We start from the raw sequence: 16,404 nt of genomic DNA, 5'->3' as shown, positions 1-16,404 counted from the left end.
TTAAGAGGATGTTTGAAAAGTGGTATCTTGTGCTTTTAATCACATTTTTACCCCCCTTAATCCCCCCTTATAAAGGGGGGAAACAAGAAAAATCTGGTTCCCTCCCCTTTATAAGGGGAGGGTTAGGGTGGGGTAAAAAATATGTGATACATGAATCATGACTTTTCAAACATCCTCTAAGGGTAAAATCCCCGTTACAAAACGAAATTGCGTTAGCAAGGTACGAGCATCATTGCCAATTACTTTAACGTGCATCGCCAATCAAGACAAACGGCGACCAATAAAAAGGATGACGATGGTCTGCAATTAGCTTTAACTTAGCTTTTTGCAAAGCTTCACCTTTCGTCATCCCCTGCTTGAGATTTTGATAAAAATCAACCATTAATTCCTGAGTTGCTTCATCATCAACCGCCCACAAACTCGCCATCACAGCTTTCGCACCAGCCCGCTCAAATATATAAGCAACTCCTGCAATTCCTACATCATTAAAATTAGTATCTACAGCAGTTTGACAGGCACTAAGAGTAATTAATTGTGTGCCTTGTAATCCTAAAAGAGCAGCATTAGCAATATCTAAGGGTTTGTCAGCAAATAATAATGTATTATTTTTTAAATCTACTTTTTTACAATTTTCAGTTTGAAAGCAGCCGTGAGTTGCTAAATGTAAAAACGAAAAGCGCAATGCTTGGGAGCTAAAGTTTTCCAAGGTAGCTTTTTTATGGATATAAACTTCACTGTCTGGCAGTATTTCTTTAATCTTTGTGACTTCTGCTTCAGCACCTGGGAGATTTTGCGGCTCACTGGTTACTGGATTACCAAATGCTAAAACAGCTTGTATGCGAGGTATGGCATTTTGCATACCTAGAGATTGTAAGGAATTATTGGAAATGCGAGTGAGATAGTTTACAGGATATTTTTGGATCAGAAATTGTTTAGTTTTATTGTCGTAAAGAGTCTCAAAAGGTAAATGGCGCAGTTTACCAGTAGCAATAATACTCAGTTGTTTAGGTGATAAAGTCTTAATTTCGCCTTCTATAGGACGAATGAGAATATCATAAAGTTCGCCGCCGGTTTCAAAGTAATCAGAATCACTATCGTCTTGTACCTGTTTTAAGTAATCGGCAATAAGTTTATTAAGCTTATTGGGTTCAAGAGATTTTTTAGTAACACTAAAATGACCTTTGGTGAAGATAAAAAAGGCTACATTATTAGGCATATCTCTCACATTAGTCAACAAGATAGGTTGAACTACAACTGTTCCTGCGGGGATGGAGGATGTAAGGTTTTTAATATCTGCGGGTGTAGTTTCAAATAGTTCTGCTACTTCAGGAAAACGGCGAGAGATACTTTCGGCTTCTGAGTAAACTTGTGTTTCTACTTGCCGAATTTTTTGGGTTAGGCTTTCGGATTGATCGCTTTGTAGTTGTTGTCGCAGTGCTTCTAATTGCTGATTTTTTTTACTCCAGTAGTCAAGAACTTTCTGTGCTTCTGGGTTGGCAACTTTGGCATTAATGAGGCGAGTATAATCAGCAAGATCGGCTGTGGTGAATAGGTTAACCCATTCAAAAGCTTGATCGTATTTTTTTTGATTAATCAGGACATCGACTAAAGCAGTAGCACTCCAACCGTTTTGCTGTAAAAACTTTTGGCGATTTTCTCGTTGCAAACCCCGACGCATTTGTAAGCTGATTTTGAGAGATTGCTCTAAATTAGTAATGGCTTGGGTTGGTCGATTTGTACTCTGGAAGAGTACACCAATATTACCCAAGGTGACAGCTTCACCAGAGCGATCGCCCACAGCCCGAATAAGGGGCAAAGCTTGGTTGTAAAATGAGAGTGCTTTTTGCTTTTCTCCTAAAGCGTCGTAGACTCCACCAATATTATTGAGTGTAGTGGCAACACCAGTGCGATCACCCACAGCCCGCCAAAGGGGCAGAGCTTGGTTGTAAAATGAGAGGGCTTTTTGCTTTTCTCCTAAATCGTAGTAGACTCCACCAATGTTATTAAGTGTACGAGCCTCACCAGTGCGATCGCCCACATCCCGAATAAGTGGCAGAGCTTGGTTGAAGTAATCGAGTGCTTTTTGCTTTTCTCCTAAAGCGTTGTAGACTACACCGATGTTATTGAGTGTAGTTGCAACACCTGTGCGATTGCCCACAGCCCGCCAAAGGGGCAGAGCTTGGTTGAAGTAATCGAGTGCTTTTTGCTTTTCTCCTAAATCGGAGTAGACTTGACCGATGTTATTGAGTGTAGTGGCAACACCTGTGCGATCGCCCACAGCCCGATATAGGGGTAGAGCTTGGTTGAAAAAATCGAGTGCTTTTTGCTTTTCTCCTAAAGCGGAGTAGTTAAACCCAAGTCCAAGCAGTACAGTTGCTTCAATTTTTTGGTCTTTGAGTTGTCGTGCAATGGTTAAAGCTTGCTGAAATATTTGTATTGCCTTTTGATGTTCCTGTTGCTGTGACAGCTTTATCCCTTGCTCTAGCAATCTTTCTGCTTCTTGCGATCGCGAGTTTTGAGTTTGTCCCCAAGTGGGTTGAGGCATCAGTATCAGTGTTAAAGGTGTTAGATAAAAACCCACAGCTAAAAGACTGGTAAGAAGTTTTTTCATAGAGTAGCGCAGAGGTAGCTGTTTTCAATTGGGTGTTAGCAGAAGCTCTTGTTACAAACTCACGATTTTTTGCTATAAACTCACGATTTTTCGTTACAAACTCACGATTTTCTGTTACAAACTCATGATTTTTCGTTAGTAATGTCGAAATAAGTAAGGGCGTACAGCTAGTTGTGCGCCCCTACATCTGAAATAATTCATGATTAATAAGGTTTTGCCAGAATAGTGATCGTTCTTTGTTGCGAATTGAACTGGATTTCATCTACCACATATTGCCGATTTCTCGCCACTGACTGAATACCCTGCAACTGTGCTGTAGTAACTACAGGTGGTTTGAGCTTTACCACCGCTTGACCCTGAGTAGAATTTTTGACGGTAAACGTATTTAGGGGTATACCACTCCAAGTTACTAGTTTACCTGTGGGGCGATCGCGCTCACCCCGAATAATTTGCCGCCCATTGCTTCTGTAAACTAACGCCCCATTCTTGAAGACTACTTTTTGAATTTGGCTCAGGGGAATTGTGGCAGTTTTGCCACTACGCTGAATTGATAGTGCTTCTTGCTGTGCATCAATTCCTGTTATCTGGCCACTACTTGACTCACCACCCTTAAAAATGACCTCTGCTAACTCTGGTAACGCTACTGGAAGTTCTAATTCATCTGCGTTGACTGGTGTCTGTGCCAACAATAAATTTCCCGTTTTGATATCTTGGCTAATTACAGGTTTAATGTTTCCGGCGATCGCTGCTGCCATTACTAAGATTGCCACAACCCATGTCTGGAAAAAAGCTTTCATGGCTTTAACAGTATATTTGACTATGTTTAAGTTTCTCATTAAACTTCAAAGGCAGATACTAAATTTCCGTAAAATTACAACTAGACAAGATCCCCGACAACTTTTATGAAGTCGGGGATCTGAACTTGAATTATCTCCCCTATGACTCAAGCTCCCAACCAAGAAACTAATATTTTAGGTAAATTCACAAGTGTACTGGGCTTGCTGGGTGCGGCGCTTTTCTTTGCAGGTTGGATTTACCGTTGGTCATATTTCTACTTTTTCCAACTAGAACTTAATACCCTCGATTTACCTGCACAGTCTTTTTTGATAGTTCCTCTGCAAATATTTCTTGGAGATAGTTGGGCAATATGCAAAACTGCGATCGCTTTTTTTATAGCTGCGATCGCAATTCAAGCAACGTTATGGTTAATTAAAATCATCAGTGATACGGTAGTCTCTGCAAACCAATTGTTACTAAATCGCATCATCTCTGCAACTCAACACAAACGCTCATGGACAGCTAAACAGCTTAAATCTATAGCTGAATTTAGTTCTGGGCAACTGCGCTCAGTTGAATTTCTGCGATCGCTAGTCAATGAAATAGTAATAGTATCTTGGGTATTAATTGTGATATTTTGGTTAGCTCGTTGGCAAGGCATTGCAGATGCCAGGCGAGACGCTGGTCAAAACTCTACTTTACCTGTTGTAGCCTTGATTACACCGGAAGAAAAGTTTGCTGTGGGACGCAAACTTGATGATATATTTGCCGATCCGTCATTGAAAGGTTATCGCATTATTGGCGATCGCGGTTTATTTGATGACTTGCGAGGCAGGGAAGATAATGATATCAGCAATCCAAAAGAGCCGAGAGTCTGGCGCTTACTCTTAGAACGTGGCGGCTGGATTTATTTGTTTCGAGCATTGCCCCCAAATGCAAAATCTGATGAGCTACCCTCAGTGTTGGCAATTCAAGAAAGTGATAAGGGACATATCATCATTCGCAGTCCAGAAGTTTCTAAAACTACTTCTCCTTAAAATATCTTGAATAAGTTGTTTAAATTTAGGTTAATAAAAAGTTATTTATTCTTAACCGCTGTTTTATAATTCCCCTTAACTACAGCAACTTGCTCAAGTTATCGCAGATTCAGGGGAAAAATTTGATGAACCAGGGGCAACGTACTCCTAAAACAAGGAGATATTTGACTGAATTAGTTCAGACTTATATTGTTCAAGCTTTACACACTGCCAGACAGTGGCGCGTGCAACTAATCCGATGGTTGTACAAATATTCTTCGTGGGGTGTTGCGTCTCTATTTTTGGTCGGACTTAGCTTGAGTATCGTGATGGCTGCTTGCTCTCCACGTAATATCGATAATACTGGTAGTGCTGGCGCAGCTTCCCAGAGTGATGTAAACCTAACGTTTGTTTCCTACTCGGTTACTAGTGCAGCATACCAGCAGATCATTCCTAAATTTATCGAACAATGGAAGAAAGAACATAACCAAAATGTCACTTTCAAACAAAGCTATGATGGGTCAGGTTCCCAGACTCTTGCCGTGATTGACGGTAAGGAAGCTGATGTGGTACACCTGTCACTTGCCCTTGATATTAACAAACTTGTTGAGGCAGGTTTTATTCAACCGGGATGGGAAAAAGAAGCGCCTAATGATGCAATTGTTACCAAATCTCTAAACGCGATCGCCATTCGTGAAGGTAATCCCAAAAATATCAAAACTTGGGCAGATTTGGCACGAGATGGCGTAAATGTGATGATGCCTGACCCTAGAACCTCTGGCGGCGCTCGCTGGAATTTCCTTAGTCTGTGGGGTTCTGTGACAAAAACCGGCGGAAGTGAAAATCAAGCGATAGACTTTATCTCCAAAGTTTATAATAATGCACCTTTGTTGCCCAAAACTGCTCGCAATGCCAGCGAACTGTTCTTCAAAGATGGTGAAGGTGATGTTCTGCTCAACTATGAAAATGAGATGATTTTATCGGCACAAAATGGTGAAAAAGTCCCATTTGTTGTGCCTGATGTAAATATCTCTATCGATAATCCTGTTGCTGTTGTAGATAAAAATGTCGATAAACACCGAACTCGCCCGATTGCCGAAGCGTTTATCAAATTTCTTTACACCCCAGACTCGCAACGAGAGTTTGCCAAATTGGGATTTCGTCCCGTTGACTTAACCATCGCCAAAGAAACGGCAGCCAATTTTCCCAAAATTAAAACTATATTCAAAGCTGAAGATTTAGGAGGCTGGGACGAGATTCAGAAGAAATTCTTTGATGAAGGTGCAATTTTTGACAAAATTCGAGCTAAAAAGTCTTAAAATTTTCGTTATCGAAACAGAATTCAGGAGTCAGCAGTCAGAATTCAGTTGGATATTGTGACAGAAATTGCAGATATCGCAGCGTCTCGTAGAGAGCGTCTTGATTCTGACCGGAGCTTTCGCAGTCTCCGGCTTTGCTCCTAAATTCTGACTTCTGAATTCTGACTTCTGAATTCTTCTTCAACCAATCATCTTCTCTAAAGCAATTTGCAAATCTTTTGTCAAATCGCTCACACCTTGTCTAGCCGCCAAGCGATCGCCCTGACAATTTTTCCAGCGTTCGGTTACTGAAATTGGCTCCCCTACAGTTATTTGTGTCTCTCGCAAACCTAACCGAGGTCGCCCCGGAAGTGTTGTATCCTGAATTCTAGAAAGCATATCGTATACAAGCAAAGCTGTTTCTGCAAACCGTTCTGCCGTCGGTTGTTCCTGAATATAAGTAGCTGTAACAGCAACAAAACTTTCCACTATCCGCATGTGGCGCATTCGCAAGTCTGCTTCTTGAGCAATCCAGTCTGCCAAGCCGCGTTTAAAGGGTGGTAAAGCATTGATATCTGGCAAATCTTCCCGATAAATGTAATTCCAGCCAGCCTCTTCCAAGCGGCGACAGCGATCAATGGGATTTCCCTGTGCTTGAACTCCAAAATATTGTTCGGCAACTTGTAAAGCCTTATCTAGCAAGCGATGAAGCCGAGCAATTAATACCTGATTCGGACTAGCAGATTCATCAGTTGAGATGGTTTTTGGGATGTCTTGATGATAGAAGCGACGATAAAATTCTTCCATCTCGGTAATCAGATATTCTGCCAATCTACAGAGGCGTTGATAGTAAATTTCTTTGCCATCGCCTTGCTCAATTTCCATTGGCGGCAAACCACTATCAGCTTCTAACTTACTTAAGAGCCAATCCAGTTTAGACCAAGGTGGTTCAACGTAGCGATATTGGATAGCGATCGGCACAATAATTACAGTCTCAGTCCGATTAGCTTTTTGCAAGTCTTCTACACACCAGAACCCCATTTGAGCAACACCAGGTTCTAAGGGGCTAACAATACCACTATGACCATTAGTACCGCCTTCTGGTGCTACTGCGATCGGTAGTTCACCATTAGTAAACAACTCCCGTGCAGTTTGAATAGCTTGGCGATCTAGTCGTCTACCGCGATGAACTGGCACACCTCCTAACCGAGAAAACAACCAACCCAGCCACTTCCCAGCCCAAACCGTCATACCGCGATCGTAGAGGAAATAGCTGTGGACAAGCGATCGCAGTGTAATACCTTTCTGACGAGCAACCTGTGGCACAATGCGCGAAAGCAAATACAGCATACACAGGGGATCTTCCACCTCTGGATGGCGAAATGCCAGCAAAAAGCGAATTTTTCCAGCCTGGAATTGTTGATAAAGTTCAGCTAACACCTCAACATTCTTGGCTTCAACACGCACAATACCAGCCGTTAGCCAAGGGCGAGTGCGGAACCGTAGTGCGATCGGCAGTAACCACCGAACAATTTGGAGTACCAGCGAGTTCAACCGTTGGGGAATGAATTTTAATGGTGGTTGAGTAGACTGAATCGATCTAGGCAAGTCGCTCTCCAGATTGTATTTCTAGCGATTGTACAACGTGGGATATTGGTTTTGCGTCAACCCGTAGCTATTTGTTGTTAAACATCCCTCAGATTTACCTTTCCAACCATAGAACTACGTGCGATCATTAGTAGAGAGTATCTCTCCCAATCATTATTAAGTTAGGGTCTTTATTTGCTTGTTTGACGATATTTTATACTGAAAATAGTAAAACCCTTATAGAATAAATATTCTTAAAAGTTTCATAATAAAACCCCTCCCAGAACTTTTTGGGAGGGGCTTTACAAACATTTAATAGTGAAATTTTAAAATACTATTGACCATTTGTACCTAGTTGTTCTGTAGAATATCGCACTATATTGGATTGAGTAGCCAGTGTTCCGTTTGTTAGAGCAGTAGCACCCTGTTCTGTGCCTATTATAAATGCCTGACTACCAACACCATCATTGAGTGTTCCGTTTGCTAGAGCAGTAGCACCCTGTTCTGCACTTCCTATAAATGCTCCTCCAACTACTGCCATTGAATCAGAATCACTTAGTTCTTCAAACAGGTTTGTTTCGATTTGGTTAGCCATGATGCCTCTAAGTACTTATGAATAATGATTGCGTACTAAAAAATAGTTTATGTTAGCCTGCTTGTTATCAAACTCACATTATTGCCATAAACAGGCTAATTATAGCCATAAACACCCTAATTATTAAGTACGACTTTAGATATATTATTTTACTTTTTTGATAAATAAATTTTTAGGTACTTGTCCAATATCACCAATACCGCTCTGTTTACTCCAATACTACTATTACTTAAAAGCAAAGCTACCAATAGAACGTTTGATACAGAGGGGATAAGGGGGAACAAAAAAATTCCCCAATATTTTCGCCTCCACTGAACGAACCACCTCACGCTTTGCTGGCATTGCCTAAGATTCATATTTGATGTTTTTTGTCAATTCGTAAGTCCTATGGATGTTTAGGAAAATTTCGGAATAAATAGACCAATACTGCTAAGTTCAATACAAGAATCAATATTTTTATAGGAGAAATACCCCGAATTAATTCATAAATCTCTGGTGGAATACTGATACCCACAAGTCCCAACACCAAGACATGTGCCCAACGCTTTTCGTACCATAAACCAACGGCTTCAATACTAGTAACAATAGCATAGACTCCTGTTCCAATACCGCTAAATGCCAAGGTTCGGGGATTTAAATTGATAACTTTCTTTAAAAGCCAATCAATAATTATCGATTTACCTTCTAAAACATAGTTTTCTGAAAACACCTCTAGAGCTTGGTAATTTTTTAATGTCAATAATAAAGCGATCGAAGTAACCATAAGCAACAATGCGGCAAATGATTTGTAAAGAACAATTGCCACTAAACCCAATGGACGCTTTTTCAAACAACCTCCTATATAGATATAGCAATCTTATTTGATTTTTGAACTTATTTGCGTGGTGCGCGATAGGCAGGGAGTAGGGAATCAGCCTTTTCCAGTTGAGGGCGAGTTCTTTCACCCAATCAATCGGAGTTCTATAGAACCCAAACTTTGATTGACTTGTATGTGCGTAGGCCAGCAAAACCGCAGCGATCGCAAATTAAGATAAATTATATCCAATGGAGATTAGCGGACTCGAACCGCTGACATCCTGCTTGCAAAGCAGGCGCTCTACCAACTGAGCTAAACCCCCATAAAATTGAAGTAGTAGGTAACTTTGGTTGCCGTTGTTATTGTAACTTATATTGTTCCATTACCAAAGGGATGAAGCCAGAAAATATCCAAGTTGTTGCAGCACTGTATAAATTCGTCAAGCTCCCAGATTTTGCCGAGAAGCGAGAGCCTCTGCTGTCTTACTGCCAAACGCAAGGTGTGAAGGGGACAATTTTGCTGGCGCAAGAAGGCATTAACGGTACAATTGCCGGTTCGCGTCAGGCGATTGATTCTGTTCTCTGCTTTTTGCGTACTGACCCTCGTTTAGCAGACCTAGAATACAAAGAGTCTTATACCGAAACTCCCCCTTTTGAGCGAATGAAGGTGCGGTTGAAGCAAGAAATTGTTACTTTGGGATTGCCTGAAATTGACCCAAATGAACAAGTTGGCACTTATGTCAATCCTCAAGAATGGAATGATTTGATTTGCGATCCAGAAGTAACCGTGATTGACACCCGCAATGATTATGAGGTGAATATCGGTACTTTCCAAGGAGCAGAAAATCCTCAAACTGCCTCATTCCGGGAATTTCCTGATTATGTGCTACGCCATCTCGACCCAATTAAACACAAAAAGGTGGCTCTGTTTTGTACAGGCGGAATTCGCTGTGAAAAAGCTTCATCCTTCATGCTTGCTCAAGGCTTTGCAGAAGTCTATCATCTCAAAGGCGGTATTCTCAAGTATTTAGAGGAAGTTCCAGCACAGGAAAGTTTATGGGAAGGGGAATGTTTTGTCTTTGACGATCGCATAGCTGTCAGTCATGGGTTGGAGGAAGGAAGTCATGAGCGATGCTTCTGTTGTGGATATCCAATTTCTGAATCAGATCAGGTGTCTCCAAAGTATGAACAAGGTATCTCCTGTCCCTATTGTTTTGATAGCCTCACTGATGAAAAAAGAGCGCGTCAGCAGGAAAAATGGCGGCACTACCAAACCCAAGTTCTTAATTCCAAAAATCGGGATGGAAGTTAAAGAAGAATTCAGAATCCAGAATTCAGAATCCAGAAGCTTCAGTTAAGGATAATTCAGGATTTAAGGGCAATATTACTGTAAATGTAGTACCGATTTCAATTTGACTTGTGACGCTAATTTGACCTCTGTGAGCATCAACGCACCTTTTAACGATTACTAACCCTAATCCTGTACCCTGAATTGATTGAACATTTGAAGCTCGGTAAAATGACTCAAAAAGTCGCGCTTGGTCTGGTGCAGGAATTCCTATACCTTGATCTTGAATATGAAAAATTGCTACTTGAGCAATCGGGTCGCAGATTAAATCAAACTGAATCTTCCCACCTTCTGGAGAATATTTAACTGCGTTTGAGAGGAGATTTTCAAACAGGTAATGCAAGAGTCCTTCATCCATTACGGCATTGGTGCGATCGCTATGACAAGTAAAAACAATTTCATACAGCCTATGTTCAACAATAGAAAAATCTTCGATTAACTCTCGACAAAATTGTTCTAAGTTAATTGGTGCAGGGTTGTATACGAGTTTTTCTGCTTCCGCTCGACCCATAAACAAGACTTCTTCCATGAGTTTTTCTAGAGATTGCACAGCACCTTGAATTCGCTTTAAATAAATGGCTCTTTTCGCATCTGTCAAATTTGCTCCTTGCATTTCTATGAGTTCTACTGCTGTTTGAATAACAGTTAAAGGATTACGGAACTCATGAGATACGGTAGAGATAAATAAGGACTTGAGACGATTAAGTTCTTGCTCTTTCTCCAAGGCTTGCTCTAGAAATTTTGTTTGGCGTCGTTCGCTAAGATCCCAGAAAACAATTACTACACCATCTATCTGGTCAAGTCGTCGCTTTAGTGGTGAAGCACTATCACCAATTGGAACTCTTTTCCCTTCTCTTGTAATTAGAGATGTGAATTCCCCTAAATAAACAACCTCTTGATCCCGCAGTACTTTTGTTACTGGGTTTTCTAATGTAGTTCCTGTAAGCTCATCGACAATATGAAAAATTTTCGCAGCCTCATTTCCTAAAGCATCTTTTTGCTGCCAGCCAGTCAACGCTTCAGCTGCGGGATTCATAAATGTTATTATTCCCTGCTCATCTGTAGCGATTACAGCATCACTCATTGAGTTTAAAAGGGTTGCTAACTGATCTCGATTCTCTCGCAGTTCACGCTCTAATTGATGTTTTAGAAGACCGATTTCGATCGCTATTCTTAAATCTTTTATAGTAAAGGGTTTAACGATATATCCAAAAGGTTGGGTAATTTTAGCTCTTTCTAAAGTATGATCGTCACCATAAGCGGTTAAAAAAATTACAGGAACGTCTAACTGTTCACGAATAAGACCGGCAGTAGTAATACCGTCTATCTCACCTTTAAGAATAATATCCATTAATACAAGTTCTGGTTGAGTTTCCGATGCCTTAGCAATGGCAACTTTTCCCGATGAAGCTGTACCCGTAACAATGTATCCTAGTTGTCTGAGTTGGCTGGCAATAGTTCTAGCCACAATCACTTCATCTTCAACGACTAAAATCCTAGCTTGGCCCATTTGGTATTTACTAATGCAAAGTTAACTGCGTGAATTTAATTTTGAATACTGTTCCGTGATTGCGTTCTAGAGTAATGTCGCCTTCAAGCTGTTCTGTAACCAAGTCATACACTAACGACAGTCCCAAAGAATCAGTAGTTGTCCAATCTAAATTATCTGGTAAACCGATCCCATTATCTCGGATAGTCATCTCGATACTATTATCAACATTACGTAAAGCAATGCTAATTATGCCTGCTTGTTGGTTAGGAAAAGCGTGTTTGAGGGCATTGGAGATTAATTCGTTAATAACTAGTCCACAAGCAATAGCTTGGTCAGCATTCAAGCTAACTGAATCTATATCGGTTTCTAGAGCGATTTTTCCAGGGTATATTTGATAGGAAAATAGTAAACTTGCTGCCAAATTCTCGATATAGTCAGCAACATCAATTTGTCCAATGTTAGCGGAAGTATATAAATTTTTATGGATTAGAGATATTGACTCAATCCGGTTCTGACTTTCTCGAAGAGCTTTGATGGCTTCTGGATCTTTGAGTGTTTGAGACTGGAGTTGTAATAAACTGGAGACAATTTGCAGATTATTTTTGACTCGATGATGAACTTCTTTTAATAAAACTTCTTTTTCAGCCAAGGCATTTTTTAACTTTACTTGAGCTTTTTGTCTTTGAACAAGTTCAGTTTGAGCTTGCTCAAGGATGCTGGATTGTTGAATTGCGATCGCTAATTGGACTGTTAATTGATCGAGCAAATCTAATTGATTTTCTTCCCAGTGGCGGAAACCAGAGCATTGGTGAGCAATCAGTAAACCCCAAAGGTGAGAGCCTAGATTTTGAGAGCTTACTTCTAGTAAGATGGGCACGACTAAATTTGCTTTGACTTCAAACTGTTCTAACAAGCGAATATGGCAATCACTTAATCCTGCTTCATAAATATTAGCGATCGCTCTTTTACGTCTTTGATAATACTCCACTCCTGCGCCTGTTTGAAAACATGTATCATGAATCTGGACACCTAAAGAAGCAGTCCATCCAGGTTCCACCGATTCCGCCACAATTGTGCCGATCATCTCTGGGTCAAACTGATAAACTACCACTCGATCAACCCCAAGTAAATCTCGCACTTCTTCAACTGTTGCATTCAGGATATCTTGGAGATTCAATGATTGACGAATCCGTTGAGCAACAGTTCGCATCAATTGCTCTCGCTCTGCTTGGGCTTTGAGAGCCTGTTCAGTTCGCTTACGTTCTGTGATGTCTTGCCCAATACCGATAATTTGACCGTTGGAAAGTTTAACATTAGTCCAAGATGTATCCAATAAACGACCATCTCGTACCTGAGTTCTAAAGTCACCCCAGTTGCGTTGTGCAGACTGAATAAAATTAATTACATATTGTCGATATTCAGGATTTGGATATAGCGCTTCTAGGACATCGCCACCTTGGAAGTCTTGAAATTTCCAGCCTAAAACATTTTCCCATTCTTGGTTCACCCATTGAAGTTGACCATTGGTATCAAAAAGTGCAATCATCAACGGTATACTTTCAAAAACTATCTGCAAAAAGTTATTTTGCTCTTGAAGTTTTGTTTCTAAATTTTTGCGTTTTGTAATATCATAAAAGACCGTTAAAATCGCTGCTTCATTATTAAAATTTAAATATTGCAGTGAAGCGATCGCCCAAAAACAAGTTCCATCTGCTCTTTTTAATTGAAGTTCATAGTTATGAACAAAGTCATGTTGATTCAAGGCTTCTAATAGTAACTTGAAATCGGCTGATTTATAGTATAAATCTAAAACTTCTCGATTAATGAAATCTTTTCCTGAAAATCTAAAGTTTTTAATGAATTCTGGATTAGCATATAATATCAAATTGTTAGATACGCTCGAAATAATTAATGGAATTGGGATGGCTTCAAAAATGACTCTAAATCTCGCTTCACTTTCTTGAAGTTTTCTTTTGATTCGTTTATGTTCTGTTATATCTTGTATATTAACCAACCGAGCGTTATAACTGGCATAGTCTATTTTATGTGTGATAATTTCAACATCAATAATCTCTCCAGATTTTCGCCGATGTTGCCATTGTCCAGAAAAATGTAAGTTAGACTGCCTTTCTCTTAAATATTCTATGAATATAGGCACATCTTCTAAAGGGCGAATATCAGTTATTCGCATTTGCAAAAACTCTTCTCGTGAGTAGCCATAGTGGACAACAGCAGCTTCATTTACATCTAAAAATCGCAGATTATTCTGGTTATATACCCACATTGGGTTAGGATTTTTAGAGAAAAAAAGATTAAAACTCCTTTGACTATCATCAATAACTTTTTGCCGATGTAACTCTAAATATCTGATTACTTGTCTAGCTAACTGCTGTAAAGCTACTTGCTCTTTAACACCCAATCTTCGCGGTGCAAAATCAATTACACAAAGACTACCTAATACAAAGCCGTTGGAGGTAATTAGAGGAACACCTGCATAAAACCGGAAATAATGATTTGATGTTACAAAGGGATTTGTCGCAAACCGTTCATCTAACAAAGCGTCCGGGATGATTAATATTTTGTTTTGTAAAATAGTATAATGACCAAAAGAAATGCTTCGAGGAACTTCCGCTATAGTTACCCCAATTTTTGACTTGAACCATTCCCGTTCTGCATCAACTAGGCTAATAAGAGCGATTGGTGTTTCACAAAGATTAGCAGCTAGTTGAGCTAATTCATCAAAAATTTCTTCTGGTGGTGTATCTAAAATTTGATACTGATTAAGCACTTCTAAACGCTGGCTTTCATTCTCTGGAGATAGCATTAGGGGTTGTGTAAAAAAACTAATTTTTAGTACTAGATTTCATTTGCTGTAATCTAAAAATATAATTAATTTTCTGTAAAGTATGCAAATATTATGATGTATTAAATTTGCCTGCAATTTCAATGTGGAATAGCTGATAATTTCTCGATAAAAAACCTTAAGAGCAGCATCTACGCTCTTTGATACTTAGAAGTAAAAAATAAGTATTTGTATTTAAAGAGACTTACCAAAAAAGTATATGTTGCTTGAATCTTCATAGGAATCTGGCACTGTAAAGTATGTTTGATAGTTTACACTAAGCAAGGATAACTTGTATATATACGCAAAGAACACAGAAAAACTCTCTGCATTCTTTGCGCCTCCAGATTATTTTTATCTTGGGCGTCCCAATGTAGTGATATAGAGAACAGCTTCATCAGTAGGGATACCCAAAACTTCATTTACTTGGTCATCAAAGAAACCACCAATACCACTAACGCCTACATTTAGGTGTATAGCTGCTAAATTTAAGCGTTGTCCTAAATGGCCTGCATCCAGATGTAAGTAACGGTAAACGCGATCGCCATATTGTGCGATCGCAGCTTTTAAATCGGCTGTATGGAAAAGCACTGCTGCTGCATCCCGCCCCAATTCTTGCCCCAAACAGAGAAAATGTAACTCTCGCCGAAAGTTTTTAAAACGAATTTGGCGTAATTCTTGGGCTTTGGGTGCGTAATAATAACAACCTGCATCCAATCCTTGAACTCCGGAAACAGCAATAAATGTTTCTATTAAATTTAAATCAAAGTAATCTGGAGAAATATCTAAACTTTGGTCAATGTAATTTTGCGGTTGGTAAGTGAAATCGAGTAAACCCTTTAATTCATCGAAAGTTAAATCATCACCATTATAAGCGCGGGTAGAGCGTCGCTTATACATAGTGGTTTCCAATTCTGATAGCTTTTGTCCCCAATCTATAGGCGCAGTGGTGGTAGGAATTTTCAAACAGAAAGGAAAGTTATATTTATCCTCTAAAGATTTTTCTTGTTTAATAGCTGGTAGATTAAGATTGCCAGTTACACCTGATTGGATCTGGGTGTGTCGATGGAAATATGTCAGCAATTCACCATCGGGAATTTCGGGATAACTGGTTTCGGTGGTAGAAGGTAAAGCAGTACATCCTAATGGTAAATTTTGATTGACATCTAACAAATCTGCCAGAGGTAAAACAGCGATCGCACCTTCTTGTTGTGGATCAATATAAAGCAGATCGTTTACCGATTCATCCACAAAACCGCCGATTAAATGGGGGCGATAGTCAGTAATCGCACCAGCTAACTCGATATTGCCCAACAGGTGTCCCGTATCTAGAAAAATCCGCCGATAAGCCCGATCTTCATAGCGCCACGCAGAACGATAGAAAACCGCAGTCACAATAATTGCTAGTTGAGTATTTTCTAGGGAAGGATGCCAGAAACAAGCTGATTGGAGATTTTGCCAAACATCACTTTCCCAATAATGCATGAGAGAATGAGTCCGACACTGGTAGTTATATAGACCAGGTGGCAATAACGCCGTACCACGAGAAACCACATACACCTCAGCCGGGTATAATCCGCCTGCACTGGGAGCAGCACGTAAATACACCGCGCTACCCATAGAAGGCATTTTCGCCGTCAATCCATAGCTGCGAAACAGCAGGCGTGAAAGTCTTTGCCACCATTGAGCGTCTGGGTTATTAGCAAATCCCTCTGTTTTTTCTTGGATATAGGGTTTGAGATCAAAAGTATAGCCAATTTTGTACTCTTTGAAAGGCACTGGTTGTTTAGCCCAGTCTAACTGCTGACTTTTGGAGGCGAGAGTCTCAGGGTTGTATTTAGTCCGTTCGTGGTAATGCTGGGCAATTGATTGGTGTAATTCTGGCATAGTACTTTTAATATCCTTGGGGCATCCTTTTTTTGATCTTGGCATTCTTCAGCCTCATTGTTTCGTGTCAATTCGTACAATCCTCATAGTCATAAAGTGGTAATTGGTAACAACTGGATTGGGCGATGGGGCATTGGGCATTGAGGAGGCAGGCGT

Annotated in this window: 11 protein-coding genes and 1 tRNA gene; 3 read left to right on the top strand and 9 right to left on the bottom strand. The window is 40.1% G+C overall.

The window, feature by feature from the left end:
* Positions 1–244: 244 nt before the first annotated feature.
* Both RMZ43_RS26250 and RMZ43_RS26245 read right to left on the bottom strand, forming a co-directional pair.
* Complete coding sequence (locus RMZ43_RS26250) at positions 245–2,611, bottom strand: CHAT domain-containing protein (protein ID WP_428850927.1); 2,367 nt, start codon at positions 2,609–2,611, stop codon at positions 245–247.
* Between the two features lie 203 nt (positions 2,612–2,814).
* Positions 2,815–3,447: a hypothetical protein gene (locus tag RMZ43_RS26245; RefSeq protein ID WP_322652577.1), complete on the bottom strand. Its 633-nt coding sequence runs from the start codon at positions 3,445–3,447 to the stop codon at positions 2,815–2,817.
* Between the two features lie 102 nt (positions 3,448–3,549).
* Between RMZ43_RS26245 and RMZ43_RS26240 the strand changes: the two genes are divergently transcribed.
* Both RMZ43_RS26240 and RMZ43_RS26235 read left to right on the top strand, forming a co-directional pair.
* Positions 3,550–4,425, top strand: a complete 876-nt coding sequence (locus RMZ43_RS26240) for a hypothetical protein (RefSeq protein ID WP_322652578.1) — start codon at positions 3,550–3,552, stop codon at positions 4,423–4,425.
* A gap of 125 nt (positions 4,426–4,550) precedes the next feature.
* Complete coding sequence (locus tag RMZ43_RS26235; RefSeq protein ID WP_416212418.1) at positions 4,551–5,723, top strand: sulfate ABC transporter substrate-binding protein; 1,173 nt, start codon at positions 4,551–4,553, stop codon at positions 5,721–5,723.
* 180 nt (positions 5,724–5,903) lie between these two features.
* Here the strand turns inward: RMZ43_RS26235 and RMZ43_RS26230 are convergent, their stop codons facing one another.
* The 4 genes from RMZ43_RS26230 to RMZ43_RS26215 all read right to left on the bottom strand — a co-directional run bounded on the left by RMZ43_RS26230 (position 5,904) and on the right by RMZ43_RS26215 (position 9,002).
* Positions 5,904–7,310, bottom strand: coding sequence for a lysophospholipid acyltransferase family protein (locus RMZ43_RS26230; protein ID WP_322648249.1), 1,407 nt, complete (start codon positions 7,308–7,310; stop codon positions 5,904–5,906).
* 313 nt (positions 7,311–7,623) lie between these two features.
* Positions 7,624–7,884: a hypothetical protein gene (locus tag RMZ43_RS26225; protein ID WP_322648250.1), complete on the bottom strand. Its 261-nt coding sequence runs from the start codon at positions 7,882–7,884 to the stop codon at positions 7,624–7,626.
* 385 nt (positions 7,885–8,269) lie between these two features.
* Positions 8,270–8,713 carry a DUF2127 domain-containing protein gene (locus RMZ43_RS26220; protein ID WP_322648251.1) on the bottom strand — a complete coding sequence of 148 codons (444 nt, stop codon included), beginning with the start codon at positions 8,711–8,713 and terminating at the stop codon, positions 8,270–8,272.
* Positions 8,714–8,929: 216 nt separating this feature from the next.
* Positions 8,930–9,002 (bottom strand) — tRNA-Ala (locus RMZ43_RS26215).
* 71 nt (positions 9,003–9,073) lie between these two features.
* On the opposite strand from RMZ43_RS26215, the gene RMZ43_RS26210 reads away from it, so the two are divergent.
* Positions 9,074–9,991 (top strand): rhodanese-related sulfurtransferase, encoded by a 918-nt coding sequence (locus tag RMZ43_RS26210; protein WP_322652580.1) that lies wholly within the window; start codon positions 9,074–9,076, stop codon positions 9,989–9,991.
* A 22-nt stretch (positions 9,992–10,013) separates the two neighbouring features.
* Here RMZ43_RS26210 and RMZ43_RS26205 read toward each other — a convergent pair whose 3' ends face one another.
* The 3 genes from RMZ43_RS26205 to RMZ43_RS26195 all read right to left on the bottom strand — a co-directional run bounded on the left by RMZ43_RS26205 (position 10,014) and on the right by RMZ43_RS26195 (position 16,248).
* A complete protein-coding gene (locus RMZ43_RS26205) occupies positions 10,014–11,537 on the bottom strand; it encodes a hybrid sensor histidine kinase/response regulator (RefSeq protein WP_322652581.1) in 1,524 nt (507 codons plus the stop codon).
* Between the two features lie 10 nt (positions 11,538–11,547).
* Entirely contained in the window at positions 11,548–14,343 is a 2,796-nt protein-coding gene (locus RMZ43_RS26200; RefSeq protein WP_322652582.1) for a PAS domain S-box protein, read from the bottom strand.
* 372 nt (positions 14,344–14,715) lie between these two features.
* Positions 14,716–16,248 (bottom strand): SagB/ThcOx family dehydrogenase, encoded by a 1,533-nt coding sequence (locus RMZ43_RS26195; RefSeq protein ID WP_322652614.1) that lies wholly within the window; start codon positions 16,246–16,248, stop codon positions 14,716–14,718.
* Positions 16,249–16,404: the final 156 nt, after the last annotated feature.

The sequence above is a fragment of the Nostoc sp. CmiVER01 genome (genome assembly GCF_034531135.2).
Taxonomy (GTDB): domain Bacteria; phylum Cyanobacteriota; class Cyanobacteriia; order Cyanobacteriales; family Nostocaceae; genus Nostoc.
Note: the sequence above shows the minus strand (reverse complement) of the source record. Positions and strands in the feature narration are given on the sequence as shown.